Here is a 20734-nt window from a genome sequence, read left to right as displayed (position 1 = left end):
TTTCCGTCTTCTCTTTCCTCGTCAGACGCCCACGCCGGGGCCGAAATAGCGCTCGAAGCGCTTGGCGATGCCGGACCAGTCACCGTCGTGCGGGAAGCGCACCACGTCCCAGCCCTTGTCGAGCAGCCGGTCCTCCGCCTCCAGATCGCGTTCGGCGACCACGCTGTGCTCGTGCACGGGGCCGTCGACGAACACCGCGACGTTGACACCGTGCAGGCGGTAGACGTAGTCGGGACGCGCGAGCGCCTCGGCCACGAACGTCTGTGCCTCGTCCGGAAGTCGCAGCCCGTGCTCCTTCAGCCACGTGATCAGCTTGCCCTCCAGCCCCGTGTCCGACTGCGCGGCCAGCCGCTCCAGCTGCTCGGAGCGCGACTCGCCCCGGCCGGTGGCCAGTGCCCTGGCGCTGGAGAGGCGCACCAGCAGGTCCTTGATCGAGTGGCGGTCGATCGCGCCGTGGTCGGGCTGGTTGCCGTAGGTCAGCAGGCACTCGTAGCAGCCTCGTGCGCACGGCCGGTCGGGATGGGCGCCACCCCGGTCGGCGCCGTCCGGGGCGAAGTGGCAGATGTCCAGCGCGACCTTCGCCGCGCGCTGGAGCGCCTCGGGGTCCGCCTGCATCAGCCGCAGCACCCCGGCGCCGCCCTCCGCGGCCTCGGTGAACAGCATCCGGTCCCGATCGCCCTCGTCCGGCGGCAGGAGCTCGCTGGTCAGCTCCGCGTCCTCCAGCTCGAACGCCGCCTCGATACCGCGTTCCAGCGCGTACATCAGCGACAACGCCGTCGCCTCCGGCAGCGCGCTGGCGAGCCTGACGACGAGGATGTTGCGGCGGTCCTCGACGTAGGGGATCACCCGCTTCTTCCGGCGCTTCTCGTTGCCGTCGGCGTCGACGACCGGCATCTCGCTGGAGTCACCCGACGCCTCGGCGGCCTTCCGCTCGTTCATCCACTCGCCGCTGGCGGGGTCGAGCCAGAAACCTGGCGGCTCGTCCTCCGCGGCCCGGAGCCTGCCGACGTTGGTGATGCGCACCGTGGCGGAGTCGCCGTAGGACACGGTGGCGAGGGCGCCATGTTCGTCGGAGACCGTGGCATCCCGGCGACCGGGTCGCGCCCCGTGATCGTGAAACCGGTAGGAGGTCACCAGCCGGAACCCCGCCCGCCTGCGCTCCTCCTCGTCGGAGGAGATCCGCTCCCGGCGCTGGGTGTAGACGGTGTGCAGCTGGAGCAGGCCCGTGGCGACCTCGCGCAGCGGTTCGTCACACATCTGGCAGCGGTCGAGGTTCTCTTTCGCGTCGTGGTGATACCCGCAGGCGGCGCAGCGTTTCGCGCTGGTGGTCACCACGTCGCCGGTGGCGTCCGGCGGCAGCTGGATCCGGGTGACCTGGTACCGCGACCCCTCGTGGTAGATGAGCGCGCCAGGGCCGAACTCGCGGATGGCGAGGAACCGTGGTCGCTGCAGGTAGTCGCCGTCGCCGAACCGGCGCCCGGTGGTGGGAATGTAGGCGGCCAGCGGCAGCCGGGGGAACGAGTAGCCCGGCAGGAAACCCTCGCTGGCGAGGTAGCGATAGGGGTAGAAGTCCGAGAGCACGGACTTGCTGTCGGCGCTCTCGTTCTTCAGCAGGTTCAGCTGGGTCTCCGCCTCCTTCCGGCGCCGGACCGCCGCGTTGCGGTCGCGCTCGGCCAGCGTGTGGTCGAGCACCCTCCGGTTCTGCTCGGCCTGGTCCACCAGCGCGGCCCGGAACAGGTCCCGCCAGCGGTCCAGCGCCCGGTCGAACTGTTCCCCGGCCGCCCGGACCGTGTCGTCGATCCACTGCTCGTGCCACCACGCGCTGTCGGCGAACTCGGTCAGCAGCCCGCCGAGCACCTGGCGGGTGGCCGCGGCGGCGCGCCGCCATGCGGCGCCGTCCCGCAGCGCGGCGGCGACGTGATCGTGCAGGGGCAGTTCCGGATCCGGCCTGCGGCTGTCCTCGGCATAGCTGATGTCGACGATCTCGGGAATCGACCTGCCCAGCTTGAGGCCCGACTCGGCCAGCCAGATGGCCTGGACGTGCGAGCGCACCAGATCCTCGTTGGCGAGGTCGAGCCGTGGCGGTGCGACCGCCCCGGCGACCATGCGGTCGGACCGGCGGAAGTAGTACTGGTCGTGGCTGTTCCCGGTGGCGCAGTAGGTGGTGACCAGGGCGGGCTGCCCCGACCGGCCTGCCCGGCCACTGCGCTGGGCGTAGTTGGCGGGTGTCGGCGGCACGTTGCGCATCATCACCGCGTTGAGCTCGGAGATGTCGACGCCGAGTTCCATCGTCGGTGAGCAGTAGAGCAGCTTGAGGTCACCGTCACGGAACGCGTCCTCCCGCCGTTCCCGCTCCGCGGGGTCGACCTGAGCGGTGTGTTCCTTGGCGCCGAACCCGCCGAGGGCACCCGCCGTGCCCCGGTACAGGTCACGGAAGAACGCGTTGACGCGCGGCCCGTCCCCGCTGGCGTAGGTGCGGGTGAGCGGATCGTGAGTGCCGCGCTCCCCGGTTCCGGCGCGCCAGATCAGCGCCCTGGCGGCGATGCGGTAACCGGTCAGGGCCGGACCCGCGGAGCGCCGGAAACGACCGGCGCGCTGCGGCGCGGTCTCCACCTTGCGCAGCAGCTGAGCGTCGGCGAGCACCTCCAGCAGGTCCGCGATGACATGCTGGGCGTCGTCGGTCGACAGCTGGGAGAAGTGCGCCCTGCGCAGGTACTTGCCGAACTTGCCGCGTCCCGACAGGAACAGCCCGGAGCGGTCCATGCCGGGCTTGGAACCTCGTGGATAGGCGGTACCGACCTGTGGCTTGTCACTGCCCGACAGCACCCATGGTTCGATCAGGCGCTCCTCGCTGGCGCGCTGCAGCGTGTCGAAGTCGTCCCGGAAGTACTGCACGTCGATGGCGAGCGCCCGGCGCATCTCGTCCAGCAGTACGCGCATGATCTCGATGCGGCGACCCGGCTCGGCATCGCGGAGTTCCGGTTGTGTCGTGGCCCAGCGTTCGCCGTGGGCGGCCAGCCACTCCAGGTCCTCGTAGCGGATCTCCAGCAGGCCGGTCTGCTCCAGGTTGGGCATGGTGACCCGCCAACCGCGCTGCAGGTCCAGGTAGAGCCGGAACGCGATGACGTCCCGGAGTGTCTTGGCGGCGTTGCGCGCCAGCGAAGGCGGCAGGTCGGCGGTTCCCGCGTAGTCGGCCACGGCCAGACCCAGCGCGTCGGCGACGCGGGAGGCGAGCTCCTCGTGCCGGATCCCCTCGTCGCCCGCCTCGACCGTGGCCTGGTACAACGCGGCACGCAACTGGGTGATCTGTACGAAGTCGTTGAAATGGCCCGCCTGCAGCGAGGCGTCCTGCCGGTTGTCGACGAAGGTGAGCAGCTTGCGGGCCTTCTTGTCGAGCGCCCCGGCCGGAGCCTGTTTCAAGGACCGCACGATGGACGCGGAGACGAGTGAGGTCGCCGACGAACGGCCTTCCTGGTCGAGCGTGGCCAGCTTGGCAAAGTCCTTCCCGCGTACCTGCTCGTAGCTCACGGCGCAGTGCAGGCAGAACAGGAACGGCGCCGGGATGAACGCGGCGTCCAGCTCGCCCTGCCCCTCGTTGCCGTAGGCGTCGACGGTCACGGCCCGGGGCAAGCGCTTCTGATACGAATCCCGCACCGTCTCGTGGCCGTGGTCGTCGACCTGCAGCCAGGACTCGGGAAGACGGCGGTCGACGATGGCCTCTTCCGTCGTGCGGGGCCACGGCCGGTCGGGGTCGAGGTAGAGATAGCCGTCGCCGGCGCGTCCACCCGTCGCGGCGGTGTCCCGGCGCGGCTCGTAGCGGGTTCCGTCGGAACCGGTCTTCCGCCAGACCGTCAGGTACTCCTGCCCGCACTCGCGGCAGAAGGCCAGTGGCAGCAGGATCTTCCCGCCCGAGCCCGGCTGGACACGTTGGTAGTCGCGGGTGAGGTGGCGGCTCTCCTTGTCCTCGAGAGTGACGTAGACCGTGTCGCCTTTGGACAGAAACTGGTGCAGCCGGAACGCGAACAACGGACGGTCGGTCACCGGGTGCCGTGCCTGCGAGCCCGCCTCCAGTGTCCGGCGGATCGCCTCGGCGCAGACCTCCGCTGAGACGCCGCTGGCCCTGGACAGCTCGCCCGCTGCCTCCTCGATCTTCACGGGACGCTGCCTGACGAGCCTACCGGAGCCCTCTTCGGTGGCGAGGCCGAACCGGGTCTCGATCCACTGCGCCAGCGGGTCGGCTACGAGGTCCGCATACGCTCGCGGCGGGTCCTGCGCCAGGAGCCGGTCGGCGGGCACCGTGCCGGGCGCCTCGCCGGTGGCACGCACGAGGGTCTCGCCGATCACGTGCTCGGGGCGCACCGGCGCGCCGAACAGGGTCGAGGCGACCGAGGCGACGACGGCGCGGCGGTCCTCGTTCGTGCCTTCGCTGGACATGGTGGCTGAGGTGCCCACGCACTGCAGCCCGTCCGCCTGGCAGGCCTCCCGAACCCGGCGGATGAGCAGCGCGACGTCAGCACCCTGGCGGCCACGATAGGTGTGCAGCTCGTCGAAGACGAGGAACTCCAGCCCGGTGGCCATCCTGATCAGCGAGCGCCGGTCGTCGGGCCGGGTGAGCATCAGCTCGAGCATCACGTAGTTGGTCAGCAGGATGTCCGGCGGGTTCTGCTGGATCTCCCGGCGCCGTTCCTCGCCTTCCTGACCGGTGTAACGGGCGTAGGTGACAGGTTCACGGCCGGCGCCGTAGCCGTCGAGGAGGAACTTGTCCAGTTCCTTGAGCTGGCTGTTGGCCAGCGCGTTCATCGGGTAGACGATGATCGCGCGTACGCGTCGGGCGGGTTCCGAACCTTCCTCGTCGCGAGCACGCAGCACCCGGTCGACGATCGGCACGAGGTAGGACAGCGACTTGCCGGATCCCGTGCCGGTGGTGAGCACGTAGGACTCGCCGGACCGCGCCACGTCGATCGCCTCGCGCTGGTGGCGATGCAGGGTGACCGGGCGGCCGTCGCAGACGGTGCCGCCCTCGGTCTTGCCGGTCTGGAAGATGTGCTGGCACTCCGGGTGCAGCACGCCCGCGTGCACGAGCTCCAGCACGGTCCCGCCGGAGGCGAAGAACGGGTTGAGCGACAGCCAGGGATCCGGCCACTGCGATTTGGCGTTCAGGTCCTCCTCGACGAACGCGGCGATCCGCTGGTCCCGGATGACCGTGCCGCCCTCGGTGAACGCACGGTAGTCCTTGATCAGCTGACGATGGATGCCGAAGACGTCCATGCCGGAGGGCGCCACCCGGATGTCCGACGCTGCCGTGACTTCCCTTCGGGACGGCGCACGCAGGGCGCGAAGCTCGGCGAGTCCCGCTACCGGGTCAAACGCCTCCCACCCGTTGACTGCCTCATCGGCCGAGGCCGGTACGTGTTCCAGGAGGGCGTCTCGAACCGCGATCGCGTCCACCGGCCGATCCGCCGGATCCTTCGCCAGCAGCTTGTCGATCAGCCTCGCGATGTCCAGCGGGACGTCAGGCCGCAACGGCCGCACGGGCGGTGGCGCCTCGTTCAGATGCTTGTGCCCGAGTTCGTGCGCCGACTCGCTGTGGAAGGGGGGAACCCCGGTAAGGAGCTCGAAGAGCACGCAGCCAAGGGCATACAGGTCGGCCGCGGGACCGACCGCGGACGCCTGGAACTGCTCGGGCGCCATGTAGCGCGCCGTTCCGACCGTGACACCGCTGCTCGTGAGGTGGGTGGTGTCATCGGCGATCCGCCCCATGCCAAAGTCGAGGACCTTGACGACACCACCGCGAACCACCATCACGTTCGACGGCTTGAGGTCACGGTGAATCACGCCCTCGGCGTGGGTCGCGGCCAAACCGTCCGCGATCTGCGCGCCCAGAGCCGCGACCCAGGAGACGGGTGACTGTGCGCGCTCGGAAACGAGGTCGCGGAGTGACCTCCCGTCGAGGAACTCCATGGCCAGGTACGGCAGGCCGTCGGCATCCACCCCGCCGCCGACCAGTCGCGGCAGGTTGGGATGGTGGAGCTTGCGCATGATGCGCAGCTCGCGTTCGAAGCGCTGGACCGTTTTCGTGTCAGCGCTGGCATCGAGGATGGTGCCCGAGCGGGTACGGAGGATCAACTTCACCGCAACGACGCGACCGCCTGCGCCGTCATCGGCGTGCGCGTCCTGGGCGCGATGCACCTCGCCCATGTTGCCCTTGCCGATCGGGCCGAGCAGGCGGAACCGGCCTGCCACGACTTCCGGTCTCGCTGACACTCGAGCCCTCCCGCACCGTCATCGCCAAGGTCTGCACGTCTATATCGGGCAGCATGCACTGTCTGTGACACCACGTACATGCGCGGCAACCCGATCGTTGCACGTGTCTGTTAACTATGTCAACAAGCAATCCAAGTGAAGCGTCTGTTGTCGTCTTGGAACGCCGACGCCCGCCGACCGGGGTAGAGAAGCTGTGAGGCTGCACCCGATGCGTCAGCTCGCTGGGATACCGCCGACATCGGCCAGAGCAGCCCGCAACCGCCGCTGACGATCGATGAACCACTCGATCAGCGTTTCCCAGTTGTCCCGGTCAGTGACCACCCCGGTTCCGATCTCGCAGATCCGGCATGCCTTACGGCCCTCAAGGGGCTGGAAGGTCAAGGTGCCTCCGTATGCGGCTTCCAGCTCGGTCCGGGCCTGCTGGAGCCGCTCGAACCGGGACGTGTTGACCTCGGAATCGGGGTGACCGAGGTAGAGCTCGGAGCGCACCGCGTCACCCCGACCGAAGCTGACGCTGAACTCCGCTCCGGCCACACCGCTGGTCGTGTTGAACCAGTTCTGCGCCGGTCCCTTCCGCGCCCGCGACCAGTTCAGCCCCGCGTCCCGCACGGCGGCGATGTAGCGGCCCCAGAATTCGGCATAGAGCAGGTTCTTGTCGCTTCCGCTGCCCTCTCCGCCGTGAGCATGGCTGCGCACCGACTTGCCCCAGTCGTTGGGCTGCACGATGACCCGGAACAGCGGCGCCGGCACGGACTCGCCGATGCGCACCGCGGAAATCTCCACGCCGAAGAAGCGCGTGTCGGGATCAGTCCGCGCATTCAGCCAATCCAGAGCGGCACGATGCTCCTCGCGAAACTCACGGGCGATCCAGACGACGTTGACCGCGTCCGTCCCGCCTGCGTATGTGAGCAGCTGTCCGAGATGCGCGTGATCGGTCGTCTCAAGCTGGTTTTCGACAATGACGCTTTCGTTGGTGCTGAGGTCACGTCCGACGAGATCCAGCGAGAAGCCACCGACCGGGTGTTCCGCCATGGTGATGTCCAGCTCCATGCCCAACGCCTCGCCCAGGGCATCCGCGTTGTCGAGCAACCATGGGGTGAAATCGAGCGCTTCATGCGGCCAGAGCTGCCGGAGGGTCACGGGTTCCAATCGCCCGAGTACCGGACTCGTACGTTCGCCGTTCCCCGTCATGCGCGGAAGTCTACGAGACACGTTTCGGTGGCTGTACGTACAGCGATCGGCCCAGCCGAGCTGCCAACCTGTCCCTGAACTCGGGAGATCGTCTGCTTCCCGCGACCTGACGCCTGGGATCGACCACGTGGTCCACGACGAGCCTGCCCCGGTACATCGGTCACTGGTAACCGCCGAGGTGAAACAGGGCGACATCAACGTCGCGGGCCCTCCAGTCGGCTCCGTGCTCGGCCGCGAGGGCACGCAGGGCCTCGACGCGTTCGAGGTAGCGGCCGTAGAGGTCGGGCCCACTGTCCAGGTCGAGTCCCACCCGGGACAGTCCAGCCACCGCCCGCCGGTCGTAGACCGCCATGCGATCCGGCGCGGCTGCCGTGAGCAGGGCGGACGCCAGTGCGGGTCCGTGCCCGAACCCGGGAAGGCTCCGCAGCTCGGCGCAGCCCTGCCGCCCGGCGTCCGCGACCGGCAGCCGGTCAGCGGTCACGGCGGCGACCGCGGCCGCTGTGGCCGCACGCACCTGCTCGTCCGGCGTGTCGCCCAGCCTGCGGGCCCACAGCGTGTCCGCGCGGATCCGTTTCCACAGCACAAGTGCCCCGATGTCCGTCTTGCCGATCGAGCCGGTGGCCGCGATCCGGGCCGCCACCTCGCGCAGCACCTCGTCGTAGGTCTGCTCTGCCTGCGTGCCATAGCTGGCGCGAGCGGCCGCCAGCAGCGGCCATGCCGAGTCCGGGATGCGTTCCCACGAAACTGTCACACGAGTACTTCGGTCGGGGGCCGTGATCCGCTACAGGCGGCGCGGGGCCCGGCGTTCTATCGTGCCTGGGTGGCTCACTACCTGCTCGTCATCGGCGACCGTGAGGCGCTCGGCTGGGTCCTGACCGAGCAGCGCATGGCCTTCCCCGGATTCGGCCGGACCGAGGTACGCGCGCTCACCTCCGGCGACACGCTGCTGCTCTACACCACCCGCGGTTGCTTCAAGAACCCCACCCGCGACCGTGGACGCGTGATCGCGGCAGGCACCGCCCGCACCGCGGTGGCGACCCTGGAGCAGCCCGTCGAGATCGCCGGCCGGAGCTATCCGGTTGGCTGCCATGTCGAGTTCTCCACGGCAACACCGTGGCCAGGCGGGGTGGAACTCGGTCCCCTGGTCGACGAGCTGGACACCTTCGCCGACCTCGGCCGGAGCTGGAGCATCCGGCTGCGCCGCCCATTGGTCCGGCTCACCGACCGGGATGCCGGGCTACTCCACAGGCGGCTCGACGCGGCGGAGCCGGAACCACTGGGGCGAGTGCTCGACCAGTACGCCCGCTGGTGGCGCTCCGGCCCGTTCCGGGCATGAGCACTGCCTGAACCTCCGCGCAGTGTGACAACCGCAGAGCACAAGCGGACAGGGGCAGGTGGGACGCCGTGGAACTTGGTCACCGGTTGCTACGCATGCCCGCCCCGGCGCCGCGGCCGAGACTCCCGGAGCGCATTTCGCCTGCCCTGCCTCCGTCGCCACGCCCCCATGAGCGGCGGTCAGCGTTCCGATGCGTGGAACCAGCACACTTCGCCACTGTCCGGCAGGTAACCACGCGCACGTACTTCGTCGCTGAGCCGAGCGAGGAGTTGCCGTTTGTCGCCGCGCCAAGCGACGAAACCCGGCTCCTCCTCGACGAGATCCTCCTGGCAAGACGCCACGATCAATGAGGTCCCCCGCCAGGTTCAGCAGCTTGTCCAGCTGCGTCTCAAAATCCGCGTCCTTGCCTGCTTCCGCGATGGCGACCGGCGTGAGAACTGACATGCCGACCCAGTGTTCCTTACCGTAATCGGTGATGTAGTCCAGTTCTTCCCGGCAACTCGCCCGGGAACTCACCCATTCTCCCCCTGTGCAATGTGGAAACGCTTCACGTCGATCCCGTCGAGGCGGTTGACATCGATCATAGGGCCACCCGAACCGCTGTATGACCGTCGCATCGGACGGCGGAAGATACCCCTGACTACTGCGTCACCGATGGCGTCGACAACCCGAAGAGTTTACTCGAGATTCCATCGTCCGAAATAGAAGTGGCCACAGAAGTTTCGCTGACACGTTGCGGTAAAGGAATCAGATGGGACCGGAACCGTCAATGCCTGCCAATAGCCGACGCCATCTCTTCATACTGCACGGATCGTAGCCCTCCTCCCGGACATGCGAGTGAAGTAGCTCGAAGCCCCCTGAGTTCGGTTCTACATCCCGCTTCCAGATGTCGAGGAACGGCCACCGTTGAAGCTGCTGCCGCATGCCGCTGGACCACACAGACCACGTAGCCGTGCTGATCCATCCCCCTGCCCGAAGCTCAAGTTGGTCCTCGCAAAGCCGGAAGTAGGCCCATACCGCCATCTCGTCCTGAAGTGCAATCGAGTCGCAGGTGTCCCCTCGTAGGCCTTGCAAGGTCAGGCGGTCCATGATTTCCCAATAGCGCTGGACATAGAGCGTCTCAAACTGCCTGCGCCGTTGCAGTCGCGACGCACGTAGACCAAGTACGGCTACGATCACACCACCCGCGGTAATCCACGTCCCGATAGTCTGGATCATTCAGCAAACCCTCCCGATTGGGACACTAGCGCCCTGGATTCGTCATGCCTGGCCCCGCATACGCGCCAGCCCAAGGATCGGGTCCAGCAGTTCGCGGGCCTGTTTGGTCAGCCTGCCAACGCCGAGACGCTGCGCGGTGCCCCGCAGGACACCCTCGGTGTCGGGCCAGCCGCACTCCTCGGCAGCCATCGCCATCACCGCGGCCAGCTCCGACGGCGGGACCTGATCCAACGCCCGCGGCCCGCGCTCCCGGACCCGCACGGCCGGTTGTTCCGGCAGCCGGTAGGTCAGCGGCTTGACGCCGGACTCGCCGAGCGGGTTGTCGGCGACGAGCACACGCTTCCGCACCGCGGCGCTGATCGCGGAGTTCAGGGTGCGGGCGATCTGCTTACCCACACGCTGGCCGCCCGAGGCCCGCACGTAAACACTGTGCAGCCGATCGCCCAGCACAGGCCCCTCCACCGCGACGATCTCGCGTAAACCGGCGACGAGCTGGTCCCGAGTCGCCTCGGCGACCGGCGGCACCGAGCCGGTGAACTCCTCGTATGGGCGCAGACCGCCGTCCGGAGCCGCTTCCGGTTCCGGGGTCTCGGCGACCGGTTCGGCCAGCTCCAGCAGCCCGGCGAGCGAGCCGGACAGGACATCCGACTCCGGTTCCCGCTCGGGCTCTGCCTCCATCGCAGGCGGTTCCGGCTCGGCGGCCTCCGGCTCCCTGACATCCGGCACCGCCTGAACGGGCGCGGCAGCGGCCGGGAGCGGGTCTTCCCACTTCCCCGCCGGATGGATGTCGAGGTCCTGCAGCGCCTGCCACAACTCGGCGAGCGCCGCCGCCGGATCGACGTAGAAGGTCGACTCACGGATGCGGAAGAACCGCCAGCCGCACCGTTCCAGATCCCGCTGGCGCGCGAGATCCCGCTCGAACGCCTCCGGACCGTGCCAGTGGTCACCATCGCACTCCACCGCCAGGCGCGTGTCCCCGCCGATCACCACCAGGTCGATCCGGTAACCCCCCGCCGCGTCGTACTGCGGGAACACCGTGTAGCCACGGTCGATGATCCGGTTGTACACCCGCTGCTCGAACAGCGAGTCGAACGGCGGCACCCGCTCGTCCTCCGGCACCAGCTCGCCGGTGACCCGCTCGTCGGTCGACCGGCCCCGCTCGATGACGCCGTAGCAGTAGTCGAGCAGCTGGAAGCGCATGTCCTCCGGGTTGCGCAGGTCCTGCCGGTCGATCGAGTGGAACACCCACACCTGGTCCTTCGCCCGCGACACGGCCACGTTGTACCGCTGCACGTACAGGTCCCGCGTCAGCGCCGCCATGCGGCGGTCCTGCTCCGGTGCGGCGACCATCGACAGGAACATGACGTCCCGCTCCGAACCCTGGAAGTCCGGGGCGTCGCCGCAGCGCAGGTCGCGGGCGGTCCACTCCTGCTTGCCGATGCGATCCAGCAGCTTCTTCTCGATGTGCCTGGCCTGCGTCGCTCCGAGCAGCGAGATCACCCCGAAGGTGCGCCCTGCGTAGGCGGGATCGGCCAGGCACTTCTCGATCGCCTCGACGATGGCGTCCGCCTCAACCGGGTTGTACGTGTTCGTCGCGCCACGCTGGTACCCGTCCGGCAGGTAGACGGCCTTGATCGGCTCCAGCCGGTCGGCGCCGTACTGCCGCACGGGAACCAGCCGGATGTTGTCCGGCTCGTAGGCGATCCGGTTGGAGAAGCCGATGATCTCCGGGACACACCGGCGATGCTCGGTGAGCGTGATCAGCCCGCCATAGCGCATCTTCGCCTCGTCGAACAGGCTCCGCTGCGGGTTCTCCCACGAATCCCGGTACCGATCGCCCGGAATGTACTGACCGGCGAGATCACGCAACTGCTGCTGGTCGACACCGACGGCGCTGGGCGAGACCTGCTTGTCGTCGCCGATCACGACGATCTTCGGCGCGATGTACTGCAGGAACGCCGCTTCCAGCCCCGCCTGCGAGGCCTCGTCGACGATCACGACATCGAACATGTCCGGCTGGATGCGCAGCTGCTCCGCGATCCGGTAGATCGGCATGATCCACACCGGCACCGAGGGACGGCACCGGTCCATGGCCCTGCGGATCGCCGACTTCTGCTGCCCCGCGTACTTGCCGGTGAGCTTGCCGGCCCGCTGCACCAGCTGCGCGTACTGCGTCAGGTCGGCACGGGCGGTGCCGCTGAGCCGAGCAGGTGAGGCGGCGTGGTCCCACGAGCGACGCGCGGCCAGGATCTCCACCTTCTCCCGGATTCGCTCGTCGATCCGGCCGATCTGCTTCTGCAGGGCATTGAGGTCCTTCGCTTCCTGGACGCGGACCCACGTGCGGGCGGACGCCCAGGCCCACGCCTGGCCGAACCGCCCGAGACGCGCGGTCCAGCGCTCGTCGCCCGGGCTTGCCGCGATGGCCTGGAACAGGCCCGGCGCCGCGGCGGCGAGTCGCTGGCCGAACCCGTCGCGCCGAGCGGCCAGCTCGCGTACCCGCCGCAACCGGGCCAGCCGGGCGTGGGCGGCGGCGTAGGCGTCGCGGTCGCGCGCCTCGACAGCGGCACGCAAACGTTCCCCACACGGCGCCGCGTCGGCCCAGCGCGCATGCTCCGCGAGCAGCTTCGCCAGCTCCGCCAGCGGTTCGGTGGCCGCCGTCCACGCCTCCTCGGCCGCGGCGGCGTCGACGAGCGTGGCGTATGTGCGCACGGCGTGCAGATCGTTCCAGTCCGGCGCGGGCAGCTCCAGTTGCGCCAGCCGCTGCTCCTCGGCAGCCAGGTCGGCGGCGAGCTTCAGCACACGGAGCAGCTGCTCGAGCTCGGTCCGGTGCCACTGCAGCCGCTCCTGCAACGTGTCCTCGGCCGGGATGCGCACGTTCTCCGGCCAGGCCCGGTCCAGCGCCGCGAGCACCCTCGTGGCCTCCACCCACGTGACCACGGCGTCGAGCTGCTCCCCGCGGACCGGCGGCAGGCCGTTGACCCGCACGTCATCGAACAGCGGCTGCGCCTGCCTGAGCACCTTCGGGGCGAGGCGGCCGAGCTTGGGCGAACCGTCCGCCATTGTCTTGATCTTGCCGCCCCCGTCGAGATACGCGCGCACCTCGCGGGCCAGCGTCGCCAGCCGGGGGCCGTCGCCTTCCGGCAGCTCCACCTCGGTGAGCGGGCCGAGCCGGTCCACCTGCTCGGCACCTTGCTCGATCAACGTGCCTACCTGCTCACCGCGGGCCTGCCAGCCCGCCGCGCGGCCGGACCGCACGTCCGCCAGCGCGTCGTTCATCCACTGCTCACGCCTGCCCGCAAGGGTGTCAGCCTCGTCGGCAAGCCCGTGCAGCCTGCGTTGCAGGTCGTGGCGCTGCGCCTCGTCGAGCCGGAGCACCGTGTCGAATGCCGAATGGTCCTTCAGCCGCTGGAACCGCGTCCCGTCGGCGGCGGCGCGCGCCTCTGCTCCCACCAGATCCGCGAACGTCTCCGGGCCCGGCAGCGCATCCAGTTCCAGCAACCGCTGCCGCGCCTCGGGTTCGTCCGCGGCCAGTGCGCCGTCGAGCAGATGCCGCCGCCACTCGACGATCTCCCTCGTTTCCAGCGGTGGGGCCTCGTCGGCATCGACGGCCACGAGCTCCGGCAGCCAGCCGTACTCGCCCGCTTCCGCCTGAAGCCGTGTGGCGATCGCGGCCAGCGTGCCCCGGTACCCGGCGTGCTGGTACTTGGTCACCTCTCGCTCACGCACGGCGACCAGCTCGCGGTAGACCTCCGCACGCTCGCGGCGCAGCCGGTCGATCTCGCCGAGGCAATCCTGGATGATGCCGGCGTTCTCGCGCGCGTCGTACTCGTGGGCCGCGGTCGCGATCGTCTGCACGGCCACCTTCAGGTCGGCCATGTCCTGCCGTGAGGTGCCCACCACGCCGACCGACAGCGGCTTGATCTGCTCCGGCAGCTTGTCCCGGACCTCTCGCAAGGCACGGTCGGTCTGCGCGGTGACCAGCACCCGCTTGCCCTGCGCGAGCAGATGTGAGATCAGCGCGGCCGCCGTATGGGTCTTGCCGGTCCCCGGCGGTCCCTGCACGAGTACCTGGGCGTGGGTGTCAACGCGCTCGATGATCCGCCGCTGCCTGTCGTTGACCGGCATCGGCAGGAACGGCTCGTCGTCGACGGTGACCAGCGCGCCGTCGCCGGAAGGGGCGTCCACCCGGGGCACGTAGTCGGCGTCGACGAGCGGAATCACGCCGTCGGGCACGGTGTCCGCGTGCAGCAGCTGCTGGACGATGGTCTGGAAGATCTCGACCAGCCCGCGCTGTGCCCGCTTGCGCAGGATCAGCGCGGGCGCGAAGGCCGCCCGCGCGCCCGTACCGGGATCGGGCGCCTCGTCCTCGTCGCGGTACACCCCGTCGGCGTCCAGGGCGTGTACCAGGCGCCGGGCCAGGCCGCCCAGTACGTCCCGCTCGAGCGGGTGCACCTGCAGCTCGCGCACCTCGGTCCGGATCTCGTTGATGTTGTCGCTGGCCTTGAGCAGGCCCGGGTCGAGCATGTCGAGCTCGGTCCGGAACGGCTCGGGCGACTCCGCCGGGTACACCGACAGGCGTGCGGTGCCGTCGTCGAAGTCGATGGTCAGCGGGCTCGTGAACAGGTGCCTGCGCACCGCGACGTGATGTGCCGGGAGCCAGGACAGCAGCGCCGTCCCGGCGACGAACTCCAGCTCCTCGGGACTGTCCTTGATCTTCAGGAAGGCGGTGAACAACTGGTTGTAGAGCTCACGGGCGGGGCGATCGCGCAGCTCCCGCTCGGCCCATTGCCGCCAGCCACGAATCCAGGTCTCGTACGCCGCCCGGACGTGCGCGTGGTCCGCGAGGGAGAGCTCGCGCGTCACCGGGCCCTCCCCCACCGGTCCGTCCTCGACGGCGGTGATCGTGGCCCGCAGCTCAGGGGCGCGCCGAGGGTCGTCGCCCGGGTCGGTCAGCCAGCGCTCGAGCTCCGCGCCCGGCTCCGGCGGATCCGCCCGCTCGACGCGGTCGACCACCAGCAACGGGTCGTCCGGCGCCGGAGCATCGGTCCCCAGGGTCAGCGTCACCGCCGGGTGCTCCGGGATCTCCGCGAGCCAGCGCACCAGGCCGTCGCGCTGGTAACCGTCGACATCGGCCGTGCGCAGAGCCCTGGCCTTCAGCTGCTGAGCGCCCAACAAGAACTCGAACAGGCCGCGGGCCCGCTCCACCACCGGATTGTTCATACGACCTACGCGCCCAAGCTGTGAGTTGAAACAGGTGCGGTAGCTACGTCGATACAGACTGTTGGTGTATTACCGAGGGTTACCAAGTTGTGAGGATGCGTCGCGCCGGGCTGACCAAGGGGAACGCGCTGGCGCAACGGATCTGGGCGGCGGATGCAACGCCTCGACGAGCGCGAGCTGGCGACCGCACGGACCCGACTGGAACAGTTCGGTCACTCCCGTCTCTCGGCCAGCTGAGTGACGACGTGAATCCACCGGTCCTCGACGCTGAGCACGCCGTCGGCGAGCCCGTCGCGCAGCTCAGCGGTGAGGAGGTCGCTGAGCTCGGCCGCCTCGCGGATCGTCGCGCTGAAGGCGCGCAGGGCGCGGAACGCCCTGCCCAGCCGCCGCTGCTCGTCGATCGGCAGCAACGGCACCTCGACCCGGCGGACGTCCAGTCTCCGTGCCCCCGACACGGTGGCGCTCGTCGTCTCGATCACCCGGCGGGTGGTGAGCTGCCCGGCGAGGAAGTCGGCGTCCAGCCGCGCCGGGTCCACCCGCAGCAGCGTGAGGTTCGGTCCCAGGACCAGGTCTGCCCGATCGATGATCCGGATCGCACCGGTGCGGTCACCGGCCACGAGGGTCGGGACGACGAGGTCACCCGGTCGCAGGTACACCAGCTCGCTCTCCGGCGCCGAGACCAGCCGCATCGTGGGAGGAGCCCCAGCGGCGACATCCCGGCCGGTCAGCACGAGCTCGCCCGCGGCCCCGGCCGCGTCGTCGAGCTCGAGCTTTCCGGGCTGGTGGCGCACGGTGAGCGCCCCGGCTTTGGCGAGTTCCCCGATGGTCATGGTGGGGTGCGCCTCCGGACGCCGGCCCGACACGGCGGGAAGGAGTTCCGGTGCCGATCCCAGCAGCTCACCGAGACGTACGCGCCGCTCGTCCAGCTTCGCGACGTCCACCGTGGCACGCGGCAACGGCAGATGGCGGGCCGGGGTGAGGTCCACGTCTTCATCGAGCAGATCGATCGCCGGGACGACACCCTGGCGGCCCGGCACGGGCTCCACCGCGCCGTCCGCGGCGAACGTGCGCCACGGTTCCAGCACCGCCGAGCGCAACGCCGGCCAGTCGGCATCGCCGCGCTCCCGGCCACCATGACCGCTCGCGTCGACCAGCAGCACGGAGCCCGCCGCGTCCTCCTCCGTGGGCGCGCGCAGCAGCCAGAGGTGTACCGGTATCCCGCTGGAGGACAACACTCCCGCGGGAAGCGCGAACACCGCACGAACCACGCCTCGCCGCACCAGCTCCTTGCGGATGAGACGGCCAGATCGACGCGACGCCACCGCCGCGGGCAGCAGACCGAGCACCGTGCCACCCGGGCGGACATGCGCCAGGCAGTGCTGGATCCACGCCAGCTCCGGCTCGTTCTTCACCGGCAGTCCGTACTCCCAGCGCCGGTCGACGCCCAGCTCTTCGTAGCCCCAGTCCCGGTAGCCGAAGGGAGGCTCGCAGAGCACCACGTCCGCCCGCGTACCCGCGTGGCCGTCGGCGCGCAGGGCGTCCCCGGGCACGATGGTGGCGGGCGCATGGTGCCGCAAGCGTGCTCGCGCGAGCTCGGCAAGGCCGGGATCCAGCTCCTGACCACGTAGCCGGTCCGCTCCGCGGGCAGCCGCCGCCCAGAGCAGGTTGCCCGGCCCGCACGCTGGGTCGAGCACCACTCCGTGCGCGTCCGCGAGCTCCGCCATGAGCGCTGCGAGCTCGGGGGCCGTGGCCAGGTGCCGGCGCCCGAGCCGCTCCGCATGCCGGGCACAGAGCTGCTCGACCAGATCGGCGCGCGAGCCATCAGCGGTCTGTTCGAGATGCTCGCGCACTGCTTCCGGAACCGAGCCGGCCGCGCCGGGATCGTGCAGGTGGTCCAGCAGTTCCCGAAGGAGCCCGGTGATCTCCTCGTCGCCGCGCCCCAGCGACAACGACCGCCACAACGCATCCCGCCGGGCGGGAGCACGCAGCTTCCCCTGCGCGCGAAGCCACTGCTCCACCTCCGCGAGCCGGAACTTCGGACTGGTCGACGTGCCGCCCACCTGCTCCGGAAAGTCCGCGTGGCGGCGCCGCCAGTTGCTGACAGCCGCCCTGCCGACACCGGCCAACCGGGCGACCTCAGCGGCGCTCACCAGATGCTCGTCATCGCTCACGACCACTCCTTCCCGACGCTGTGAACCTACCACATACTCGAATACCTGTTGACTATGTTCACACTGAATGCTTAACTCAGCACGTTCACATGGAGGTCCGCCACCGGCAAGCCACGTCTCGACAAGGAAGCGTCCGATGAAGGAGAAGGAACTCGCCGAGCTGGTCGCGGCCGCGCGGGCCGGTGACGAGGAGGCGAGGAACGAGCTGTTCCGAACGCTGTCGCCGGTGATCGTCCGCTACTGCCGCGGTCGGATCAGCCGGAACGGGCACGGCCATGCCTCAGCCGACGATGTCGCCCAAGAGGTGCTCCTCGCCGTCCTGCATGCCCTGCCCCGGTTCACCGGCGCCGAGGCCGGCTTCCTGCCGTTCGTGTACGGGATCGCGGCACACAAGGTCGCCGACTACTACCGTGACCCCCACCGGAACCGCGTCCATCCGGCCGCCGAGCCCGCCGACGAGGCCGACCCGGACCCCGGACCCGAGCAGCAGGCGCTGCGCGGCGATCTCGGCTCTCGCGTGCGGGAGCTGCTCGACCTGTTACCGCCGGTCCAGCGCGAGATCGTCGTGCTGCGCGTCGCGGTCGGCTGGACATCCGAGGAAACGGCCGCGGCGGTCGGATCGACACCCACCGCCGTGCGTGTCGCGCAGCATCGCGCCCTCGGCAAGCTGCGCCGCCACCTCGGTTCCGGCGCAGCCGCGGACTGGTGACAGGCTCCTCTCACCGCTGCCCGGGTGGCACGTGCGGCAGGTCGGAACCCGATCACGGTGTCCACTCACGACTGTCGCTGCCCATCAGGTCGCTGGTCGGGCCCTGATCGCGGTTTCCGCGCTCGCCGGGACTCGGGTGGCGACCGCCGTGTCACTCGCTGAGGAGCTGCTCACGCAGGATGTCCGCGTGCCCGCAGTGCTGCGCCAGCTCGCGCAGCACGTGCAGGTACACCCAGCGCAGCGGGAGCGGGCCGCGCCGGTTGCCGTGGACGAGATCGTCCAGCCCCAGCGATGCTGTCGCGCGGCGCGAAGCCTCGCATGCTTCGCGGTGCGCGCGCCGCACCGTGGCGATGGTGTCGTCCTCGTCGAGGACGAACGACTCGTCCGGCGTCGCGGGGATGCCGATCTCCGCGCGGGACCGGCACGTCAGGGCTTCGTCGAACCAGACCTTCTCGACGAAGGCCGCGTGTTTCACCAGGCCCAGCAGCGTGGTCCGGGAAGGCACGAGCGACCGGCGCACCTGCTCCTCGCTGAGCCCGTCCAGGCAGCTGTGCAGCGCGCTGCGGTGCGCGTCGAGGAACGCCTCGAACTGGGCCCGGATGGGCTGGTGGAGAACATCGGCGGTGGACGCGGGCGAGTGGGAGGTCATCCGCGAAGCCTCGCAAGGCCGTCCGCCGTGGGCAAGCAGCCGAAGCCGGTGGTTTCAGCGGAGCTGTTCGGCGAGGCCGACGACGATGCCCTCCGGGCCGCGGACGTAGCAGAGCCGGAAGATGTCCTCGTACTCCGCCAGCTCGCCGACGAGTTCGGCGCCACGAGCACGCAGGCGGGCCACGACGTCCTCGATGTCGTGGACAGCGAACATGATCCGACGAATGCCCAGCGTGTTCGCCGGTGCTTCCCTCGGCTCCGGGCTGATCGCCTTCGGCGTGCGGAACATCGCCAGCTCGACCCGGCCGTGGCCGTCCGGGGTCCGCAGCATCGCGATCTCCTGCCGGACGTCGTCGACCCCGATCACACGCTCCACCCACCGTCCCTCGACCGGCCCCCTGCTCTCCAGCTCCATGCCGAGTCCGACGAAGAACGAGACGACAGCGTCGAGGTCGTCGACAACGATGAGGACGTTGTCCATCCGCTGGATCGTCATGCTGGATCTCCTTGGTGTGGTAGGGGCGCGACCGCCGTGTCCGCCCTGAGACGGAGTCACCGGGCGGTTCTCGACATCTCCGAGTACGTGGAGCCGTGCGCTCGCGACGCTGGCACCGACCCGTGGATCGTCGCTAGAGTGCGTCGGTGAACGACTTCCACCTCGCCCAGGTCAACATCGCCCTGCCCGTCGCTCCGCTGGACTCCGCGGAGCTGGCCGACTTCGTCGCCGCACTCGACCCCGTGAACGCCGTGGCCGACGCCGCGCCGGGATTCGTCTGGCGGCTGCAGACCGAGGACGGTGACGCCACGGCCGTGCGCGCCTTCGGCGACGACCGGCTGATCGTGAACATGTCGGTGTGGGAGTCCATCGAGGACCTGGCCGAGTTCGCCTTCCGCGACCAGGACCACCAGGCCGTCCTGCGCCGCCGCCGCGAATGGTTCCACCGGATGCGCGAGGCGCACTCCGTGCTGTGGTGGGTGCCTGCCGGGCACCGGCCCACCGTGGCCGAGGCCGAACACCGGCTCGGCCTGCTCCGCGAGCATGGCCCCACCCCGGAGGCCTTCACCTTCCGCGCCCCGTTCCCGCCCCCGGGCGCGCCCAGCATCACCGCGGACCGCGACTGGTTCTGTCCCGCCTGACAGCGGGCCGGCCCCGGCTCACCCGGTCAGACGACGAAACCGCCCGTGGCACGCACGTTCTGCCCCGTGATCCAGCCCGCGTCCGGTCCGGCGAGCAGGGCGACGGCGTTCGCGATGTCGTCCGGCCTGCCGAGGCGCCGCAGCGCGGTGAGCCCGGCCATCTGGGCGATCGCCTCCGGCGGGTTGGTGGCGTGGAGCAGGTCCGTGTCGGTGGCGCCGGGTGACACCGCGTTGACGGTGATCCCGCGCTCGCCGAGCTCCCGGGCGACGACCGCGGTCAGCTGCTCCAGCGCGCCCTTGCTCGCGCCGTAGAGACCGTGTCCCGGCGCGGGGATCACGGTGTTGGCCGTCGAGATGTTGACGATGCGGCCACCGTCGGGCATGAGCTCGGCGGCGCGCCGCATGAGCAGCAGCGGGTACTTGGTGTTGACGGTGAACACCCGGTCGAACTCCTCGGCCGTGACCGCCGCGAGCGGCACGGCCGGGTTGACCGCGACGTTGTTGACCAGGATGTCGAGCCGCTCCCCCACCGGCTCGAGCAGCGCGTCGATGCTCGCCACGTCGGCCTGGTCGGCCCGCACCGCGACGCCGCCGGTCGCACCGGCCAGCTCGGCGGCGGCCGCCGCGCTGTCCCGGTAGCTGAACACGACGCGCGCGCCGTCCCTCGCCAGCCTGCGCACGATCGCCCTGCCTATACCCCCCGACCCGCCCGTGACCAGGGCCGTCTTTCCCGTGAAGGCCATGCGTTGCTCCTATGTCAAGCCGCTGCCGTGAGGCGGGGTGATTGGTGGGTGGTGCTCTGCTGGAGGGCGTTGTAGACGATGCGGGCGAGGTGTCGTT

At 69.9% G+C, this 20734-nt stretch carries 11 protein-coding genes; 3 read left to right on the top strand and 8 right to left on the bottom strand.

What is annotated here, in order from left to right:
• Positions 1-21: 21 nt before the first annotated feature.
• From B0I33_RS00060 to B0I33_RS00050, 3 genes are all read right to left on the bottom strand, one after another.
• The gene (locus B0I33_RS00060) at positions 22-6264 is read right to left on the bottom strand and encodes a protein kinase domain-containing protein (protein WP_106176411.1); all 6243 of its coding nucleotides are present in this window, start codon (positions 6262-6264) and stop codon (positions 22-24) included.
• A 213-nt stretch (positions 6265-6477) separates the two neighbouring features.
• On the bottom strand, positions 6478-7455 hold the full coding sequence (locus B0I33_RS00055) for a DUF4268 domain-containing protein (RefSeq protein ID WP_181193123.1): 978 nt from the start codon (positions 7453-7455) through the stop codon (positions 6478-6480).
• Positions 7456-7615: 160 nt separating this feature from the next.
• A complete protein-coding gene (locus B0I33_RS00050; RefSeq protein WP_219927094.1) occupies positions 7616-8206 on the bottom strand; it encodes a hypothetical protein in 591 nt (196 codons plus the stop codon).
• A gap of 69 nt (positions 8207-8275) precedes the next feature.
• On the opposite strand from B0I33_RS00050, the gene B0I33_RS00045 reads away from it, so the two are divergent.
• Positions 8276-8791, top strand: coding sequence for a hypothetical protein (locus B0I33_RS00045; RefSeq protein WP_106176409.1), 516 nt, complete (start codon positions 8276-8278; stop codon positions 8789-8791).
• A 1260-nt stretch (positions 8792-10051) separates the two neighbouring features.
• On the opposite strand, the gene B0I33_RS00035 is transcribed toward B0I33_RS00045, so the two are convergent.
• Positions 10052-15229: an AAA domain-containing protein gene (locus B0I33_RS00035; RefSeq protein WP_245900368.1), complete on the bottom strand. Its 5178-nt coding sequence runs from the start codon at positions 15227-15229 to the stop codon at positions 10052-10054.
• Between the two features lie 212 nt (positions 15230-15441).
• A complete protein-coding gene (locus tag B0I33_RS00030; protein WP_106176407.1) occupies positions 15442-17400 on the bottom strand; it encodes an N-6 DNA methylase in 1959 nt (652 codons plus the stop codon).
• A gap of 136 nt (positions 17401-17536) precedes the next feature.
• Between B0I33_RS00030 and shbA the strand changes: the two genes are divergently transcribed.
• The gene (gene shbA, locus B0I33_RS00025; protein ID WP_106176406.1) at positions 17537-18109 is read left to right on the top strand and encodes an RNA polymerase sigma factor ShbA; all 573 of its coding nucleotides are present in this window, start codon (positions 17537-17539) and stop codon (positions 18107-18109) included.
• Positions 18110-18260: 151 nt separating this feature from the next.
• On the opposite strand, the gene B0I33_RS00020 is transcribed toward shbA, so the two are convergent.
• Both B0I33_RS00020 and B0I33_RS00015 read right to left on the bottom strand, forming a co-directional pair.
• A complete protein-coding gene (locus B0I33_RS00020) occupies positions 18261-18758 on the bottom strand; it encodes a DinB family protein (RefSeq protein ID WP_106176405.1) in 498 nt (165 codons plus the stop codon).
• 54 nt (positions 18759-18812) lie between these two features.
• A complete protein-coding gene (locus B0I33_RS00015) occupies positions 18813-19253 on the bottom strand; it encodes a VOC family protein (RefSeq protein ID WP_106176404.1) in 441 nt (146 codons plus the stop codon).
• A gap of 146 nt (positions 19254-19399) precedes the next feature.
• Here B0I33_RS00015 and B0I33_RS00010 point away from each other — a divergent pair, with 146 nt between their 5' ends.
• Entirely contained in the window at positions 19400-19894 is a 495-nt protein-coding gene (locus B0I33_RS00010; RefSeq protein ID WP_106176403.1) for a DUF3291 domain-containing protein, read from the top strand.
• Positions 19895-19920: 26 nt separating this feature from the next.
• On the opposite strand, the gene B0I33_RS00005 is transcribed toward B0I33_RS00010, so the two are convergent.
• Entirely contained in the window at positions 19921-20637 is a 717-nt protein-coding gene (locus tag B0I33_RS00005; RefSeq protein WP_106176402.1) for an SDR family oxidoreductase, read from the bottom strand.
• Between the last annotated feature and the right edge of the window lie 97 nt (positions 20638-20734).

Source organism: Prauserella shujinwangii (genome assembly GCF_003001955.1).
GTDB lineage: Bacteria > Actinomycetota > Actinomycetes > Mycobacteriales > Pseudonocardiaceae > Qaidamihabitans > Qaidamihabitans shujinwangii.
This window is presented reverse-complemented; position numbering and strand designations above follow the sequence as displayed.